Source organism: Streptomyces dysideae (genome assembly GCF_001514305.1).
GTDB lineage: Bacteria > Actinomycetota > Actinomycetes > Streptomycetales > Streptomycetaceae > Streptomyces > Streptomyces dysideae.
The window spans coordinates 107122-122201 of record NZ_KQ949095.1 but is presented as its reverse complement, the minus strand read 5'-3'; the positions used below and the strand labels follow the sequence as shown (position 1 = coordinate 122201).

Here is a 15080-nt window from a genome sequence, read left to right as displayed (position 1 = left end):
CGATTGTTGGAAGGGGCTCAATGGCGACGCTCCGCAGCGCCCAGTGGTACGCGGGTCAGGACCGCAACGCCTACATCCACCGGGCGTGGATGCGCCGCGGTGTGCCGGGGGACGCCTTCACGGGCCGCCCGCAGATCGCCATCGCCAACACCGCCTCGGATCTGACTCCTTGCAACGCGCATCTGAACGAGGTGGCGGCCTCGGTCCGCGACGGTGTCCACGAGGCGGGCGGCATCCCGCTGGACCTGCCCGTGGTGTCGCTGGGCGAGACACAGGTGCGGCCCACGGCCATGCTGTGGCGGAACATGGCGGCCATGGCCACCGAGGAGATGCTGCGGGCCAACCCCATTGACGGAGTGGTCCTGTTGGGCGGCTGTGACAAGACCATCCCGTCGCTGCTGATGGCCGCCGCCTCGGTGGATCTGCCCGCCGTCGTCGTGCCCGGCGGCCCGATGCTGACCGGGACCTTCCGCGGCACTCCGCTGGGCTGTGGCACCGACGTGTGGCGGCTGTCGGAGGAGGTGCGGGCCGGCACGCTCTCGCAGGAGCAGTTCACCCGCTCCGAGTCCGCGATGATCCGCAGCCGCGGGCACTGCAACACGATGGGCACCGCCTCGACGATGGCGCTGGTGGCCGAGGCCCTGGGCACGGTCGTCCCCGGGGTGGCCGGCACGCCCGCTCCCGACAGCCGGCTGCTGGAGGCCGCCCACGGCACCGGTCGGCTGGCGGTGGACATGGTCGCCGTCGACCGGCGGCCGGGCGCCTTCCTGACCAAGGGCTCCTTCCACAACGCGATCGTGGCGCTGGCCGCCGTCGGCGGCTCGACCAACGCCGTCGTCCATCTCCTGGCGATCGCGGGCCGGTTGGGCATCGACCTGTCGCTCGACGACTTCGACCGCATCGGCTCCCGGGTGCCGGTCCTGGTCGACCTTCAGCCGGCCGGGCGTTTCCTGATGGAGGACTTCCACCGCGCCGGAGGCCTGCTCGCCGTCCTGCGCGAGGCCCGCGACCTCCTGGACCCCGAGGCCCTGACCGTCACCGGCGAGCCGCTGGTCGACCACCTCGACGACGCGTCGGTGTGGGACCCGGAGGTCATCCGCACCCGCGCCGAGCCACTGGTCGCCGAGGGCGGCATCGCCGTGCTGCGCGGCAACCTCGCCCCCGACGGCGCGCTCATCAAACCCGCGGCGGCCTCCCCGCACCTGCTCAGGCACCGCGGCCGGGCCGTCGTCTTCGACTCGATCGAGGACTTCCACGCCCGCGTCGACGACCCGGACCTCGACGTCGACGCCGACTCGGTCCTCGTCCTGCGCGGCTGCGGCCCCAAGGGCTACCCGGGCATGCCGGAGGTGGCGAACATGCCGCTGCCGAGGAAACTCCTCGAACAGGGCGTCCGCGACATGGTCCGCGTCTGCGACGGCCGGATGAGCGGCACCGCCTACGGCACCGTCGTCCTGCACGTGGCGCCGGAGGCCGCGGCCGGCGGCCCGCTCGCCCTCGTACGGACAGGAGACGTCATCGCCCTCGACGTCGCGGCCCGCCGCATCGACCTCGACGTCTCCGCCGGCGAACTCGCCCGCAGAACCCCCGACAAGGCGACCGTCGCCGGCTTCGCCAACCCCGGGCGCGGCTGGGAACGCCTCTACGTCGAGCACGTCCTCCAGGCCGACACCGGAGCCGACCTGGACTTCCTGATCGGCTCCAGCGGCTCGGCGGTCAGCCGCGAATCCCACTGAACTCCGGACCCGGCCGCCCGCTCAGGCCTCGGTCGCGGGGCGGCCGGGACGCGCCCAGTTGGTGTGGAACGCGCCGTCGAGGTCGGTGCGCCGGTAGGTGTGCGCGCCGAAGGAGTCGCGCTGGCCATGGAGAAGGGCGGCCGGCAGACGGCCGGCGCGCAGGGTGTCGTAGTGGGCGAGGGCGGCGGAGAAGGCCGGGACCGGGATGCCACGGCGGGCGGCGGAGGCCACGACCTCCCGCCACGGCACCTGCGCGTCGCCGATCTCCCGCGCGAAGCCCTCCTCGCTCAGCAGGCTGACCAGGTCCCGGTCGGCGGTGTACGCGGCGCGGATACGGTCGAGGAAGGCGGCGCGGATGATGCAGCCGCCGCGCCAGATCCCGGCGACCGCCGCGAGGTCGATCTTCCAGCCGTACTCGGCGGCCGCGTCCTGGATCATCTTCCAGCCCTGGTCGTAGGCGACGACCTTCGAGGCGTACAGGGCGTGTTCGACCTGTGAGGTGAAGCGGGCGGCCTCCGTGCGGCTGAGCGGGGGAGTGGTGCCGCCGGGCAACCCGGCGTAGGCGGCGCGCAGTTCACGCTGTCCGGAGGCGGCACGGGCGAAGGTGGCCTGGGCGATCGCGGTGACCGGGGAGGCCAGGTCCAGGGCCGTCTGCACGGTCCAGCGGCCGGTGCCCTTCTGTCCGGCGGCGTCCGCCACGACGTCGACGAAGGGCAGCCCGGTCCTGGCGTCGGTGTGGGCGAGGACCTCGGCGGCGATCTCGATCAGGTACGAGCCGAGCCGGCCCTCGTTCCACGTCCCGAAGATGTCGGCGATCTCGGCCGGGGTGTAGCCGGCGACCTGGCGCAGCAGGTCGTAGGCCTCGGCGATGAGCTGCATGTCGGCGTACTCGATGCCGTTGTGCACCCTCTTGACGAAGTGCCGGGCACCGTCGGTGCCCGGGTGTAGCCGGCGACCTGGCGCAGCAGGTCGTAGGCCTCGGCGATGAGCTGCATGTCGGCGTACTCGATGCCGTTGTGCACCCTCTTGACGAAGTGCCCGGCACCGTCGGTGCCGACATGGGCGGCGCACGGCTCGCCGTCGACCTTCGCGCTGACGGTCTCGACCATCGGGCCGAGCACGGCGTACGACTCCGCCGATCCGCCGACCATGATCGACGGGCCGTCGAGGGCGCCCTCCTCACCGCCGGAGATGCCCGTGCCGACGAAGTGGATGCCACGTTCACGCAGGGCGGCCTCGCGGCGGCGGGTGTCGGCGAAGTGGGCGTTGCCCCCGTCGATGATCACGTCGCCGGGCTCCAGCAGCGGGGCGAACTCGTCGATGACGGCGTCGGTGGCCGCGCCCGCCTGCGTCCTGCGCGTGTACCGGATCGGGTCCGGGTACTTCGCGTCGGCGGGAGTGGCGGGCGGGGGCGGGTGCTGAGGGGCTGCGGCGGGGCTCACCGCGCTCCAGTGGTGGCCGGCCGGCCGAGGGCGTCAGCTGGTCTTGTGTCCCCACTCGGGTCCCACCAGGTCCCACTCCCGGCCCCAGCGGTCGAAGCGCCGTCGGTCGAGGCGCCACCGGGCGAGGGCGCCGGCGCCGAAGACCGTGCCGGCGAGGGCGAGTGCGGCGGCCGTGCCCAGGACGCCGGCCTCGACGGACGCCTCCGTGGGGCTGGGCGGCTCGGTGGCGAGGTCGCCCTGGCCGTTCAGCCAGACCTCGACCTCGGTGCCGGCCTTCTGACCGGCGGGCACGAGCGTCTTGCCCGTCTGCGTGGCGCCGTCGGGGGTCGTCCAGTGGACCTGCGCCAGGGCACGCCGGTTCGTCGTGCCGGCCGTCGTGACGGCGGCCGGGGCGCCGGTGACGACCTCGGCCTTCACGGCGTAGCGTTCTTCGCGCTGCTGGTCGAACACCTCGTCGGCGGCGTGGGCCGTGACCAGGCCGGCGAGGGTGCCGCCCACCAGGATGACCGCCCAGACGGCCAGGACGATCCATGCCTCGACGATGTCGTCGTGCCGTCGCAGCGGGTTGCTCCGCCACCGCCACATCAGCTTCTTCGTGCCTGTGCCGCCGCTCATCGGTCCGCACCTCCTCTTCGTCGTCGCTGTCCTGACGGTGACAGTCGCGGGCCGGCCGCGGCATGGGCCGGTCAGACGGAATGGGGGGACCGACCGGGACCGACTCGGCGCCGGAGCCGGGACGTTCAGCCCCCTTCGTGCGGGTCCGCACGGGACGTGTACGGACTGCCAGACCTCCGCGAGGGACCAACGGCCCCTCTCCGCGGCCGCCGCCCGGCGCTCAGGCTCGAAGGCACACAGCACCACTCAGGCGCGAGAGGAGGGCGTCATGCGCAGCACATCCTTCGACGCCGCGGTCCTGGAGAAGTGCCTCTCGGCCGCGGTCGCCGCGCCCTCGGTCTACAACGCCCAGCCCTGGCGGTTCCGGCTCGACCCCGAGACGGTCACCTTCCACGTCCGGGCGGCCTCGCACGGCAGCCTGCGCTACACCGACCCGGAAGGGCGCGCCCTGCACCTGTCGGTGGGGGCCTGCGTGCTCAACCTGCGCATCGCGATGGCCCACTTCGGCTGGGAGCCGGTCACCCGGCTGCTGCCCAGCCCGGAGGACCCGGACCTGCTGGCCTCCGTCCGCCCGACCGAGCCTCTCACCGGTCCGCGTGGTGCCGATGCCGGGCTGTACGAGGCGATCTGGCGCCGGCACAGCAGCCGGTTCCCGTTCTCCGACCGGCCGATTCCCCCGTATCTGCGCCTGGAACTCGCCGCCGCGGCCGGCGCGGAGGGTGCCCGGCTAGGCTTCCCCGACGCCGCGGAGACCGCACGGCTGCTCTCTCTCACCGCACAGGCCGAGCAGCGCAACCGCCTCGACGCCGACCGTATGGCGGAGAGCCGCCGCTGGGTGCGCGGGGATCCGTACACGTCGTCCGACACCGGCCTGCCCTGGGTGGCGCTCGGCCCGCAGGACGCCCGGGAACGGCTCCCCATGCGCGACTTCACCGCGGAGCGCCACCCCGAGCGGCTCGCCGCCCGCACCTTCGAGACGACGCCCGCCATCGCCCGGCTCACCACCGCACACGACCGCCGCGCGGACTGGCTGCGCGCCGGGCAGGCACTCGAACGCGTCCTGCTGGTCGCGACCGCCCGCGGACTGCGCGCCTCCCTGCTGCACCAGGCGATGGAATGGCCGGACCTGCGCGACTCCCTGAGCGCCCCGACCGAGCACGCCCACATGCTCGTACGCCTCGGCTACGGCCCCCAGGGCCCCGCCACTCCGCGCCGTGCGGCACACACACTGCTCGACACGGGACCGACGGACACCTGACCCGATCAGCCCGTCGTGACGGCGACCGCACCCGGTCGCGGCGCGGCCGGGAGGGCCTCGGAGAGCCGGGCGTACACCTCGAACACGCCCGCCGGACCGGCGGCGCGCAGCACCCGCAGGAAGCGCGCGCTGTCCGTGATCAGCCGCAGTCGGCCCTGCCGGGCCAGGACACGGTTCCGCGCCCGGCACAGCACACCAAGACCACTGCAGTCGATGAAGGGCACGGCCCGCAGATCGAGCACCAGAGCGGCGCACGGTCCGGCGGTCAGGGCGTCCAGGCGGGCCGCGAGGTGCGGCGCCGTGAAGAGGTCGAGCTCGCCGCGCAGCTCCACGACCGTCGTCCCGGCGACGACGCGTACCGAGCGGAACGGCGCGGGCCTGGAGTGGTTTTCGGACATGGTGCGAGAAAAGCGGGTGCAGTGGGGCGTACGGAAGGGCCGCTCGGCCCAGTCCGGCCGGTCCGGCGGGGCCGACCGGACCCAAGTGGCGCTCGGGCCCCGACCGGCGCCCCGAGGGGGACCGACCGGCCCAAGCGGACCGGACCGACACCGGACAAGCTGGACCTGATGCGCAATCCCGGCATCGCACCGCTGCCCCGAGGGCTTCGTTGACGAGAGGAAGTGACGGGCCATGACCGACCGCACCCCGTCGAAGTCGGCGGAGCCGGCCCCCGTGGGCGACCTCGGGCGCCGCCTCACCGAACGCCGCACCCGGCTCGGCCTCACCCTGCGGGAGGCCGCGGGCCGCGCGGGCATGGCGCCCAGCTACCTCCAGTACCTGGAGGAGCACCCCGGCGCCGCACCCGGCACCGGAGTGCTCCACATCCTGGCGGAGGTGCTGCACACCACCGTCACGGACCTCACCGGAGGCGACGCCGAACTGCCGCCCGGGCGCGGGCAGGCCGCCCGCCACCCCCAGTTCACCGAGCTGACGACACAGGAGTGCCGGGCACTGCTCTCCACCCACGGAGTGGGACGGCTCGCCGTGCCCACCGCCTCGGGGCCGGTCATCGTCCCCGTCAACTACAGCGTCGTCGACGGTGCGATCGTCTTCCGGACCGGCCCCGGCACCACGCCCGCGCAGGCGGCCGGCTGTCAGGTCGCCTTCGAGACCGACCGCATCGACGACGCCTTCAGCCAGGGCTGGAGCGTGCTCGTGCGGGGACACGCACGGGCCGTGACCGACCCCGACGAGGCGCGCCGCCTCGACGCGCGGGCGTACAGCACGCCCTGGGCGGGCGGACGGCGCGAGCAGTGGGTGCGCATCGATCCGGTGGCCGTCACCGGACGCCGTATCGCGGTGTGACGGGGCTGTTGTCCGGCACACCCGGGACCGATGGCCCTTCGCCCGCGGCCCCCGACCGGCAACCCTTGGACACAGAGCGCAAACCGCTTCATCAGGCGAAAGACGGACTGACCCATGTACCGCAACGACGGATTCCGCGAACTAGAACGGCAGGAGTGCCTGCGCCTGCTGGCGAAGGTGCCCGTCGGCCGTATCGTCCACACGCGCCAGGCGCTGCCCGCAGTACTGCCGGTCAACTTCTGCCTCGACGCCGACGGCGCGGTCCTGCTGCGCACCGCGGCCGCCTCGGAGCTGGTCCGCGCCATCGACGGCGCCGTGGTGGCCTTCGAGGCCGACGACGTCGACGCGGACGCCCACTCCGGCTGGAGCGTGGTCGTCACCGGCCCGGCCACGGTCGTCACCGACCCCGCCGAGCAGGAACGCCTGGCCCGCACCGGCCCGCGCTCCTGGGTGCCCTCGCCCCAGGAGGTCTTCGTCCGCATCGAGCCCGAGCTGGTGACCGGACGGGAGCTGGTCGGCGGACGCAGCATGTACGGCCTGGACCTCTCCCCCTGACGCATGAGGGGCCCTGTGGCCCTGGGGCGAGGGCCGTACGGCGGGGCCGGCGGGTTCGCGTGGCCCCTGCCACCGGCGCCGGCGCGGTACGAACATCGGGAGCACGGAGCAGAAGGGAGAGGGACATGACTCTCCAGCATGTGGTTGTCGGAGTGGATGGTTCCCTGAACGCCGTACGGGCGCTGGACTGGGCCGCGGACGAGGCCGCGCGGCGCGCGGCGGAACTGCGCGTCGTGTACGCCGTGCCCGACCACGACGAGGCCGGACCCGTCCTCGCGTCGGCCGCCGCACGCATACGGGAACGGCACCCCGGGCTGCCGGTGGTGACCAGGGCCGCCGAGGGCGGTGTCGTACGGGAACTCGTGCGGGAGAGCGAGGGCGCGGAGCTGACCGTCGTCGGCACCCGTGGCCTCGGCGGAGTCACCGGACTGCTGGCCGGCTCGGTGAGCCTGCGGCTGGCCGCGCATGTGCACGGCCCGCTCCTCGTCGTACGCGGGGACCACCCGTGCGACGACGGGCGCGAGGTGCTGCTGGGCCTGGAGGGCGACGCCGACGCCCACGCGGCCGCGTACGCCTTCCAGGAGGCGGAGCGGCGCGGTGTCCGACTGCGCGTCCTGCACTCCCGCACCCACCGCTACATCACCCCCGAACTGCCCTCGCTGATCCCCGCGACCAGCCCCGGACAGCGCGCACAAGTCCGCGAGGACCGGGCCGAGGAGGCCGTGCCGCGGTTCAGCCTGGCCCGGCTGCAGGACGAGCACCCCGAGGTCGCGGTCGAGACCCGCACGGTGCGCACCGGCCCGGCGCACGCCCTGCTGACGGCCACCCACGAGTCCGCCGTCGTCGTCATCGGCGCGCACCGCCGCACGAGCCGACTCGGACCGCAGCTCGGCCCTGTCGCGCACACGCTGCTGCACCGCTCCCACTGCCCCGTGGTACTGGTACCGGCGACCGGCTGACACGGGTCCCGCGACCCCGGCTTGCTCGTCGGCGCCGGGGTCGCCGGACACCTCTTCGGCTCCGTGCCGATGGCCGTCGTGGCCCGCGCGGAAGGCCCCGTCGTCGTACGCGCCGGTACCGGTGCCGGGGGACGAACACCGGCCGGACGTCCACGGCATCGCCTCCGCGGCCATCCCGGCGCCCGTCGGCATGCTGCGGACGTGGCGGGAGAAGTACCCCGAGGTCGAGGAGGCCGTGGCCCCGGTGGGCTCAGGCCTCGGCGAGCCGGACGCCGGTGACCAGGTCCGGGCGGATACGGACCGCGTAGTCCATCGCCCGCTCCACCCACGGGTGCAGCAGCTCCTGGTAGCGGGCCAGGTCGCGGGCGTCGGTCACGAGGTGGGCGTAGCCGGTGACGACGACGCTCCAGCCGAGGTGGGTGTCCGGGTCGATGACATCCGCCTCGTACGCCACGACCACACCCGGCGCGCCGGCCTGCCTCGTCCGGGACGTCAGGGCTGCGCCCTCGTGGGTGCGGATGACGATGTCGCCGTCATCGAGGACGTGGTTGACCGGGCGGATCGTCGGCAGCGCGTGCTGGGTGAACACGATCCGCCCGAACGACACGCTGCCCAGCAGCCGCAGGGACTCGGCGCTGTCGAGCTCGATGCTCCGGCGCCGTCTTCCCGAGGCGACGGGCTGGGCGTTGTCGAGGGTCATGGCGGGCTTCCGTAGGTGTTCGTCTCTCACTGCTTCATGTCTCCGACCGGCTCACCGGGTCCGTCACGGCTCGTGGCCGGGTGATGGCCGGTGAGCGGGCGGGGCGTGATCGTCTGTGGTCTCGTCGCGGCTTGGTTGGATCAGATCATTCGAACCGCGACGGCCATGACGACGCTAGGGCCGTTCGGCCCTCGCGAATGTCCGGCCGACCTGTGTGAGGGAGCGGGGACGGGGCCGTGCGGGGTGGGGGAACAACGGTTCGCTGCCGGGCCCGTGAAGCTCGGTGTCGTGCGGGGCTCCGCTGTTTCCTCGCCGAGTGTCCCCACAGCCCCCTCGGTTCGGTGGCGTTCGCCCCCGGTCCGTCTCACACCGTGGGGGACGCCTCGGCGGCTGCCTCGGTCTCCGTCGGGCCCCCGCGCCACGGCGGTGGCGTCGACGCCCTGCGGGCCAGGTCCGCGCGGTGGGTCGCGCGGTCGGTCTGGCCGCGGAGGCGGTGCTGGAGGCGGTCCGCCAGTTCGTGGGCCGTGGCCTCCTGGGCGTGGACGACCACGAGGGTGTCGCCGACCCGGATCTCGGCCGCCGCGGACCACGGCTGCTCGACGTGCTGTGCCGTCGCCCGGGTGACCCGCACCTCGCCGCTGACGCCCGCGAGCCCGGGCCGATCGAGGGCCGCCTCGACCTTCGCCCGGACGTAGGCCAGCGCCTCCTCGTCCACGTGGCCCGCCGCCCGCACGCGGATACCGATGTCCCTGGCAGTCATGTGCCCCACTCCTCGTGAGTGATCCTTTGTCAGCGGTTCCAGCCTGCTGCGCGGGGCGGCACCCCTCCCAGGGCCACTCGGCCCCGCACTCCGGGCCGGGAGTCCTGCCCGGAGTGCGCCCGGAACCGGCACAGTGGGATTGAGGGCCGACCGGCCCTGGCCGAACGGCCCGGAATCGAGAAGGATCTCCGTAGGTATGGACACCGCGGCACGCACGACAAGGAGTATCTGATGGCGGACGGCGTACAGCCCGGCACCGACGGCCCGATCCGGGTCTTCCTGCTGGACGACCACGAGGTGGTACGGCGGGGGGTGCACGACCTGCTGAACGACGAGCCGGACATCACCGTGATCGGTGAGGCCGCCACCGTGGAGCAGGCCCTGGTGCGGGTGCCCGCGCTGCGCCCCCAGGTCGCGGTGCTCGACGTGCGCCTGCCCGACGGTGACGGCGTCACCGTGTGCCGGGAGCTGCGCTCACGGATGCCGGAGCTGGCCTGTCTGATGCTGACCTCGTTCGACGACGAGGAGGCCCTGCTGGACTCGATCATGGCGGGCGCCTCGGGGTATGTGCTCAAGCAGATCCAGGGGTCCGACCTGGTGTCGGCGGTCCGGACCGTCGCCTCCGGGCAGTCCCTGCTCGACCCCAGCGCCACCACCCGGCTCATGGCCCGGCTGCGGCACGACCAGCAGAAGGAGGAGGAGCCGGACGCCCTGCCGGGGCTGACCGACCGGGAGCGGGAGATCCTCGCCCTGATCGGGGAGGGGCTCACCAACCGGCAGATCGGCCAGCGACTCTTCCTCGCCGAGAAGACCGTGAAGAACCACATCTCCCGCCTGCTCGCCAAGCTCGGCGTGGAGCGCCGCATCCAGGCCGCGGTCATCGCCACCCAGGCCCAGGACCGGCTGAAGCAGCAGGGCAACTGAGGCCCCCGTAGCGGACGGTGGGGCCGGACGTCCCGGACCTCACCCCCGTACGGCCCCTCCCGCACCGGATCCGCACGCCGGAGGCTGGCAGTGCACCGGACACCACCGGTCAGCACCGGACACCCGATCGGGAGGACGACGGACATGAGCGTGCGCGTGGGCATCAACGGCTTCGGCCGCATCGGCCGCAACTACCTGCGCTGCGTGCTGGAGCGCGCGGAGACCGCCGCCGGCACCCCGGTGGAGGTCGTGGCGGTCAACGACATCACCTCGCCGGCGGCGCTGGCCCACCTGCTGGCGTACGACTCGACGTACGGCCGCCTCGGCCGCGCCGTCGAGCACGACGACGAGTCGATCACCGTGGACGGCCACCGCGTGGCCGTGACCGCGGAACGCGACCCGGCCGCCCTGGCCTGGGCCGACCTCGGCGTGGACGTCGTCATCGAGTCGACCGGCCGCTTCCGCACCCGGGAACAGGCCGGACAGCACCTGAAGGCCGGCGCCCGCAAGGTGCTGCTGTCCGTGCCGGGCAAGGGCGTTGACGCCACCGTCGTCATGGGCGTCAACGAGGGCACGTACGACCCGGAGAAGGACCACGTCGTGTCCAACGCCTCCTGCACCACCAACTGCGTCGCCCCCATGGTGAAGGTCCTCGACGAGCACTTCGGCATCGTCAAGGGCCTGATGACCACCATCCACGGCTACACCAACGACCAGGTCGTCCTCGACGGCCCGCACAAGGACCTGCGCCGCGGCCGCAGCGCCGCCGTCAACATCATCCCGACCAGCACCGGCGCCGCCCGCGCCGTGGGCCTGGTGCTGCCGGAACTGGCCGGCACCCTGGACGGCATCGCCGTACGCGTCCCCGTCGAGGACGGGTCGCTGACCGACCTGAGCATCGTCCTCGACCGGCCGGTCACCGCCGACGAGGTCAACGCCGCGTTCCGGGAGGCTGCCGACGGGCCGCTGAAGGGCGTGCTGCGGGTGTCCGACGCGCCGATCGTGTCCCGTGACGTCGTCGGCGACCCGGCGTCCTGCGTGCTGGACGCGCCGCTCACCCAGGCGCACGGTGACCTGGTCAAGGTCTTCGGCTGGTACGACAACGAGTGGGGTTACACCAACCGGCTGCTGGACCTCACCGAGTACGTCGCGGCCCGGCTGCCGCGCGGCTGACCGGGCGGCCGGGTCCCCCGGCCCGGCGACCTGGCGTGATCCCGTATCGTCCCTGGCCTCCGACCGATACCGTGACTCTTGACCGAAGCGGTGGCTGTCGGCGTGTCGAGGTGGACGTGGAGGAGCAACCGGTGGAAAGCCAGGAGCAGGCCGGTCAGGCCCGCGTTCGGCTGCCGCAGCTGAAGCTGGACGAGCTGCTGGAGCAGCTGCAGGCCCGCCTGGACGCGGCCCGCGGCACGCGCGACCGGGTGCACAGCCTGCTGGAGGCGGTGCTCTCGGTCGGCCGGGAGCTGGACCTGGAACAGGCGCTGCACAGCATCGTCGAGGCCGCGGCCGTGCTGGTCGACGCCCAGTACGCCGCGCTGGGCGTGATCGGATCCGACGGCAAGCGGCTGTCCGCCTTCCACACGGTCGGCGTCACCGAGGAGGAGATCGCCCGGATCGGCCCCTACCCGGAGGGCCACGGCATCCTCGGCGAGCTGATCACCACCCCCGAGCCCCTGCGGCTGGCGAAGATCTCCGAACACCCCGCATCGTACGGCTTCCCGCCCCACCACCCGCCGATGAACACCTTCCTCGGTGTTCCGATCCGGGTGCGCGACCAGGTCTTCGGCAATCTGTACCTGACCGAGAAGCGGGGCGGCGCGCAGTTCGACGAGGAGGACGAGTCGGTCCTTTCGACCCTGGCCGTCGCGGCCGGCGTCGCCATCGACAACGCCCGCCTGTACGAGGAGTCCCGGCTGCGCGAGCGCTGGTTGCAGGCCAACGCCGAGATCACCCACAGCCTGATGTCGGGCAGCGAGCGCGGCAAGGCCCTCGGTCTGATCGCCGAGCGCGCCCGGGAGATCACCGGCGCCGCCCTCGCCGTGGTCGCCATGCCCGTGGAGGACACCGACTCGCTGCGCATCGAACTGGCCATCGGGGAGCGCGCGGAGGAGAACCGCGGGCTCGTCCTGCCCGTGGCGGACAGCCTCATCGGCCAGGCCTTCGCCACCGCCGCCCCCGTCAGCAGCCCGGACGTCGCCCGCGACGCGCGCGTGACCAACCCCGACCTGCGCTTCGCCGGCCTCGGCGCGGCCGTGGCCGTGCCCATCGGCACCGGTGACGTCGTCCGCGGTGTGGTGCTGCTGGTGCGCGAGGCGGGCCAGACGGTGTTCACGGAGAAGGAGACCGAGCCCCTTCAGGGCCTCGCCGCGCAGGCCACGATCGCGATGGAGCTGGCCGAACGGCGCCAGGACGCCGAGGAGATCGCGGTGCTCAAGGACCGCGACCGGATCGCCCGGGACCTGCACGACCTGGCCATCCAGCGGCTGTTCGCGACCGGGATGACGCTGCAGAGCGCGGGCCGCTTCATCGAGCACCAGGAGGCCTCCGAGCGCGTGGCGCGCGCGGTGGACGACCTGGACGAGACCATCAAGATCATTCGTTCGACGATCTTCGGCCTGCGTGCGCGTGACGGCGCCACCGGCGCCGGACTGCGCGCCCGGGTGGTGCGGGCGGTCGGCGAGGCCGCCCCCGTGCTGGGCTTCGCACCCAGCGTGCGCATGGAGGGCCTGGTCGACACCGATGTGCCCCGGGAGGTCGCCGACCATGTGGTGGCCGTGCTCTCCGAGAGCCTGACCAACGTCGCCCGGCACGCCCGCGCGGACCGCGCCGAGGTGGCGCTGGAGGCCGACGGACGTGAGGTGCGGCTGACGGTGGCCGACAACGGCGTGGGCATTCCGGCCGACGGCCGCCGCAGCGGCCTGCACAACATGGCCGAGCGGGCCGTGCAGCTGGGCGGTGAGCTCGAGCTGACCGCTCCGGAGGGCGGCGGCACCAAGCTGGTGTGGCGGGTGCCGGTGACGCACGCGGAGGGATAGGAGACAGTCAAGGACGCCTGCGCGCTTGGGCCGTTCGGGACCCTTCTCCGGGCCCATCGGATCTGTCGCGCCCATGGTGCACGCTGTCAGGGTGGAGCCGAGCCCACGAGGTGCATCGGCGGATGGGGAACTCCTCGTGCGGCCTCTCGGGAGGGGCAGGGCGGGTCACCCTGCCCGTGCCGGGCCCGCGTCAGGCCGACCGCGGTCGTGCCGGGGACGCGCGTACCGCTTCTCGGCGGGCCCGGCACCATCCGGACGACCCCCGCGGCGAGAGCCCGACGACCCCCGCGGCGAGAGCCCGACGACCCCCGCGGCGAGAGCCCGACGACCCCCGCGGCGAGAGCCCGACGGGCCCCGCCGCGGGGGCCGTTCGGCCTCTGCAGGCCACTGGCCGGGGCGGGAAGGCTGGAGCGGACACGAGGACGGCACGGGAGGTCCCATGGACGCGTCCACCGCCACCGAGGCGTCCGCGCTGCGCGCCGCGCACGAACGGTTCGTCACGGCACCTCCGGGCGCACCCGCGTCACCGGCGGTACGGCCGCTGGTGGCCGACTCGTGGCAGCGCTGCGCCGCCCGCGGCACCCGCCCCGACAGCGCCGGCCCGCCCGGACCCGCCCGGCCCTCCGACGAACTGACCGCCTACCGGCGCACCCATCCACTGGCCCCCGTACTGCCCCTGTTCCGGGAGCTGCTGGGCGCCGGCGCCGCGGACGACGGGCACGTCTTCGCCGTCGGGGACACCGACGGCACCCTGCTGTGGGTCGAGGGGGACACCCGGACCCTGGGGCGGGCCGAGCGGATGCACTTCGTCGAGGGAGCCGTCTGGTCCGAGGCACAGGCCGGGACGAACGCGCCGGGCACCGTGCTGGAGGTGGGGCGGGCCGTCCAGATCATGGCAGGCGAGCACTACAGCTCCGCTGTGCACGGCTGGTCCTGCGCCGCCGCGCCGGTGCGCGACCCGGTCAGCGGCCGGGTGCTCGGCGTCGTCGACCTCACCGGCGGCGGCACCATCGCGACCCCGCCCGCCCTGGCCGCCGTACGGGCCGCGGCGCTGGCGGCGCAGGCGGAACTCGCGCGCACATCGCTGCTCGTTCCCGACGGACGGGGTCCGGTCACGCACCGATGCGTTCGGATCACGGCACTCGGCCGGGACGGCGCCCTGCTGGAGAGCGACGGACGCGTCCACCGCCTCAGCCCACGGCACAGCGAGATCGTCGTCGCGCTCGCCCTGGCGGGCCACGGCGTGACCGGCGACCGGCTCGCCGTCGGCCTGTCGGAGCACGAGGTGCCGCCCTCGACACTGCGGGCCGAACTGACCAGGCTGCGCGCCGTACTCGGCCCCGCGCTGCTCGGCTCGCGGCCGTACGCGCTGCTGTGCCCGGTGCGCACCGACTTCGGATACGTCGCCTCCCTGCTCGCCGAGGGCCGGGTGGCCGAGGCGCTGGCACGCTATCCCGGCCCCCTGCTGCCGCGCTCCGAGGCGCCGGCCGTGGTCGGGCAACGGCGGGCGCTGGAGCAGCAGTTGCGCGGGGCCGTCCTCGGCAGCGGCGATCCCGGGCTGCTGCGCCGCTGGGTGGCCGCGGAGTGGGGCATGGACGACCTCTCCGCGTGGCGCACGCTCGCCCACCGGCTGCCGGGCGGATCACCGCAGCGCGCGGCCGCCGCGGCCCGGGCACACGCGCTGGACGCCTCTCTCGCCGTACCGCCGCAGGCCGGGCGGCATGCAGCGGTGTTGCAGCGTTCCGGTCCCTAGCGTTCGGACCAACACCCCGAACGCTGTGAGGGAAAGGG

At 73.8% G+C, this 15080-nt stretch carries 13 protein-coding genes and 2 pseudogenes; 9 read left to right on the top strand and 6 right to left on the bottom strand.

Going from position 1 to position 15080, the window contains the following annotated elements; genetic code table 11:
• The first annotated feature begins 20 nt into the window (after window positions 1-20).
• Entirely contained in the window at window positions 21-1736 is a 1716-nt protein-coding gene (locus tag AQJ91_RS29065) for an IlvD/Edd family dehydratase (RefSeq protein ID WP_067027399.1), read from the top strand.
• A 21-nt stretch (window positions 1737-1757) separates the two neighbouring features.
• Here AQJ91_RS29065 and AQJ91_RS56110 read toward each other — a convergent pair.
• The 3 genes and pseudogenes from AQJ91_RS56110 to AQJ91_RS29055 all read right to left on the bottom strand — a co-directional run.
• Window positions 1758-2681, bottom strand: a pseudogene (locus AQJ91_RS56110) (NADP-dependent phosphogluconate dehydrogenase); the annotation flags it as partial.
• Between the two features lie 20 nt (window positions 2682-2701).
• Window positions 2702-3088: pseudogene (locus AQJ91_RS50150) on the bottom strand (NAD(P)-binding domain-containing protein); the annotation flags it as partial.
• A 123-nt stretch (window positions 3089-3211) separates the two neighbouring features.
• Complete coding sequence (locus AQJ91_RS29055) at window positions 3212-3793, bottom strand: Rv1733c family protein (RefSeq protein WP_067027397.1); 582 nt, start codon at window positions 3791-3793, stop codon at window positions 3212-3214.
• A gap of 268 nt (window positions 3794-4061) precedes the next feature.
• On the opposite strand from AQJ91_RS29055, the gene AQJ91_RS29050 reads away from it, so the two are divergent.
• A complete protein-coding gene (locus AQJ91_RS29050) occupies window positions 4062-5051 on the top strand; it encodes an Acg family FMN-binding oxidoreductase (RefSeq protein WP_067027395.1) in 990 nt (329 codons plus the stop codon).
• Window positions 5052-5056: 5 nt separating this feature from the next.
• Here the strand turns inward: AQJ91_RS29050 and AQJ91_RS29045 are convergent, their stop codons facing one another.
• The gene (locus AQJ91_RS29045) at window positions 5057-5449 is read right to left on the bottom strand and encodes an STAS domain-containing protein (protein WP_067027393.1); all 393 of its coding nucleotides are present in this window, start codon (window positions 5447-5449) and stop codon (window positions 5057-5059) included.
• 232 nt (window positions 5450-5681) lie between these two features.
• Between AQJ91_RS29045 and AQJ91_RS29040 the strand changes: the two genes are divergently transcribed.
• From AQJ91_RS29040 to AQJ91_RS29030, 3 genes are all read left to right on the top strand, one after another.
• Window positions 5682-6356 carry a helix-turn-helix domain-containing protein gene (locus tag AQJ91_RS29040; protein WP_067027391.1) on the top strand — a complete coding sequence of 225 codons (675 nt, stop codon included), beginning with the start codon at window positions 5682-5684 and terminating at the stop codon, window positions 6354-6356.
• A gap of 114 nt (window positions 6357-6470) precedes the next feature.
• The gene (locus AQJ91_RS29035; RefSeq protein ID WP_067027389.1) at window positions 6471-6911 is read left to right on the top strand and encodes a pyridoxamine 5'-phosphate oxidase family protein; all 441 of its coding nucleotides are present in this window, start codon (window positions 6471-6473) and stop codon (window positions 6909-6911) included.
• 125 nt (window positions 6912-7036) lie between these two features.
• Entirely contained in the window at window positions 7037-7870 is an 834-nt protein-coding gene (locus AQJ91_RS29030; protein ID WP_199848050.1) for a universal stress protein, read from the top strand.
• A 250-nt stretch (window positions 7871-8120) separates the two neighbouring features.
• Here the strand turns inward: AQJ91_RS29030 and AQJ91_RS29025 are convergent, their stop codons facing one another.
• Together AQJ91_RS29025 and AQJ91_RS29020 are read right to left on the bottom strand one after the other, a co-directional pair.
• On the bottom strand, window positions 8121-8570 hold the full coding sequence (locus AQJ91_RS29025) for a pyridoxamine 5'-phosphate oxidase family protein (protein ID WP_199848049.1): 450 nt from the start codon (window positions 8568-8570) through the stop codon (window positions 8121-8123).
• Window positions 8571-8934: 364 nt separating this feature from the next.
• Complete coding sequence (locus AQJ91_RS29020; RefSeq protein ID WP_067027385.1) at window positions 8935-9330, bottom strand: hypothetical protein; 396 nt, start codon at window positions 9328-9330, stop codon at window positions 8935-8937.
• A gap of 231 nt (window positions 9331-9561) precedes the next feature.
• On the opposite strand from AQJ91_RS29020, the gene AQJ91_RS29015 reads away from it, so the two are divergent.
• The 4 genes from AQJ91_RS29015 to AQJ91_RS29000 all read left to right on the top strand — a co-directional run bounded on the left by AQJ91_RS29015 (window position 9562) and on the right by AQJ91_RS29000 (window position 15042).
• Window positions 9562-10254 carry a response regulator gene (locus AQJ91_RS29015; protein WP_067027383.1) on the top strand — a complete coding sequence of 231 codons (693 nt, stop codon included), beginning with the start codon at window positions 9562-9564 and terminating at the stop codon, window positions 10252-10254.
• A gap of 144 nt (window positions 10255-10398) precedes the next feature.
• Window positions 10399-11427, top strand: a complete 1029-nt coding sequence (gene gap / locus AQJ91_RS29010) for a type I glyceraldehyde-3-phosphate dehydrogenase (protein WP_067027381.1) — start codon at window positions 10399-10401, stop codon at window positions 11425-11427.
• Window positions 11428-11558: 131 nt separating this feature from the next.
• Window positions 11559-13289 (top strand): sensor histidine kinase, encoded by a 1731-nt coding sequence (locus AQJ91_RS29005; protein WP_067027379.1) that lies wholly within the window; start codon window positions 11559-11561, stop codon window positions 13287-13289.
• A gap of 439 nt (window positions 13290-13728) precedes the next feature.
• Window positions 13729-15042 (top strand): sigma-54-dependent transcriptional regulator family protein, encoded by a 1314-nt coding sequence (locus AQJ91_RS29000; protein WP_067027377.1) that lies wholly within the window; start codon window positions 13729-13731, stop codon window positions 15040-15042.
• Window positions 15043-15080 lie beyond the last annotated feature (38 nt).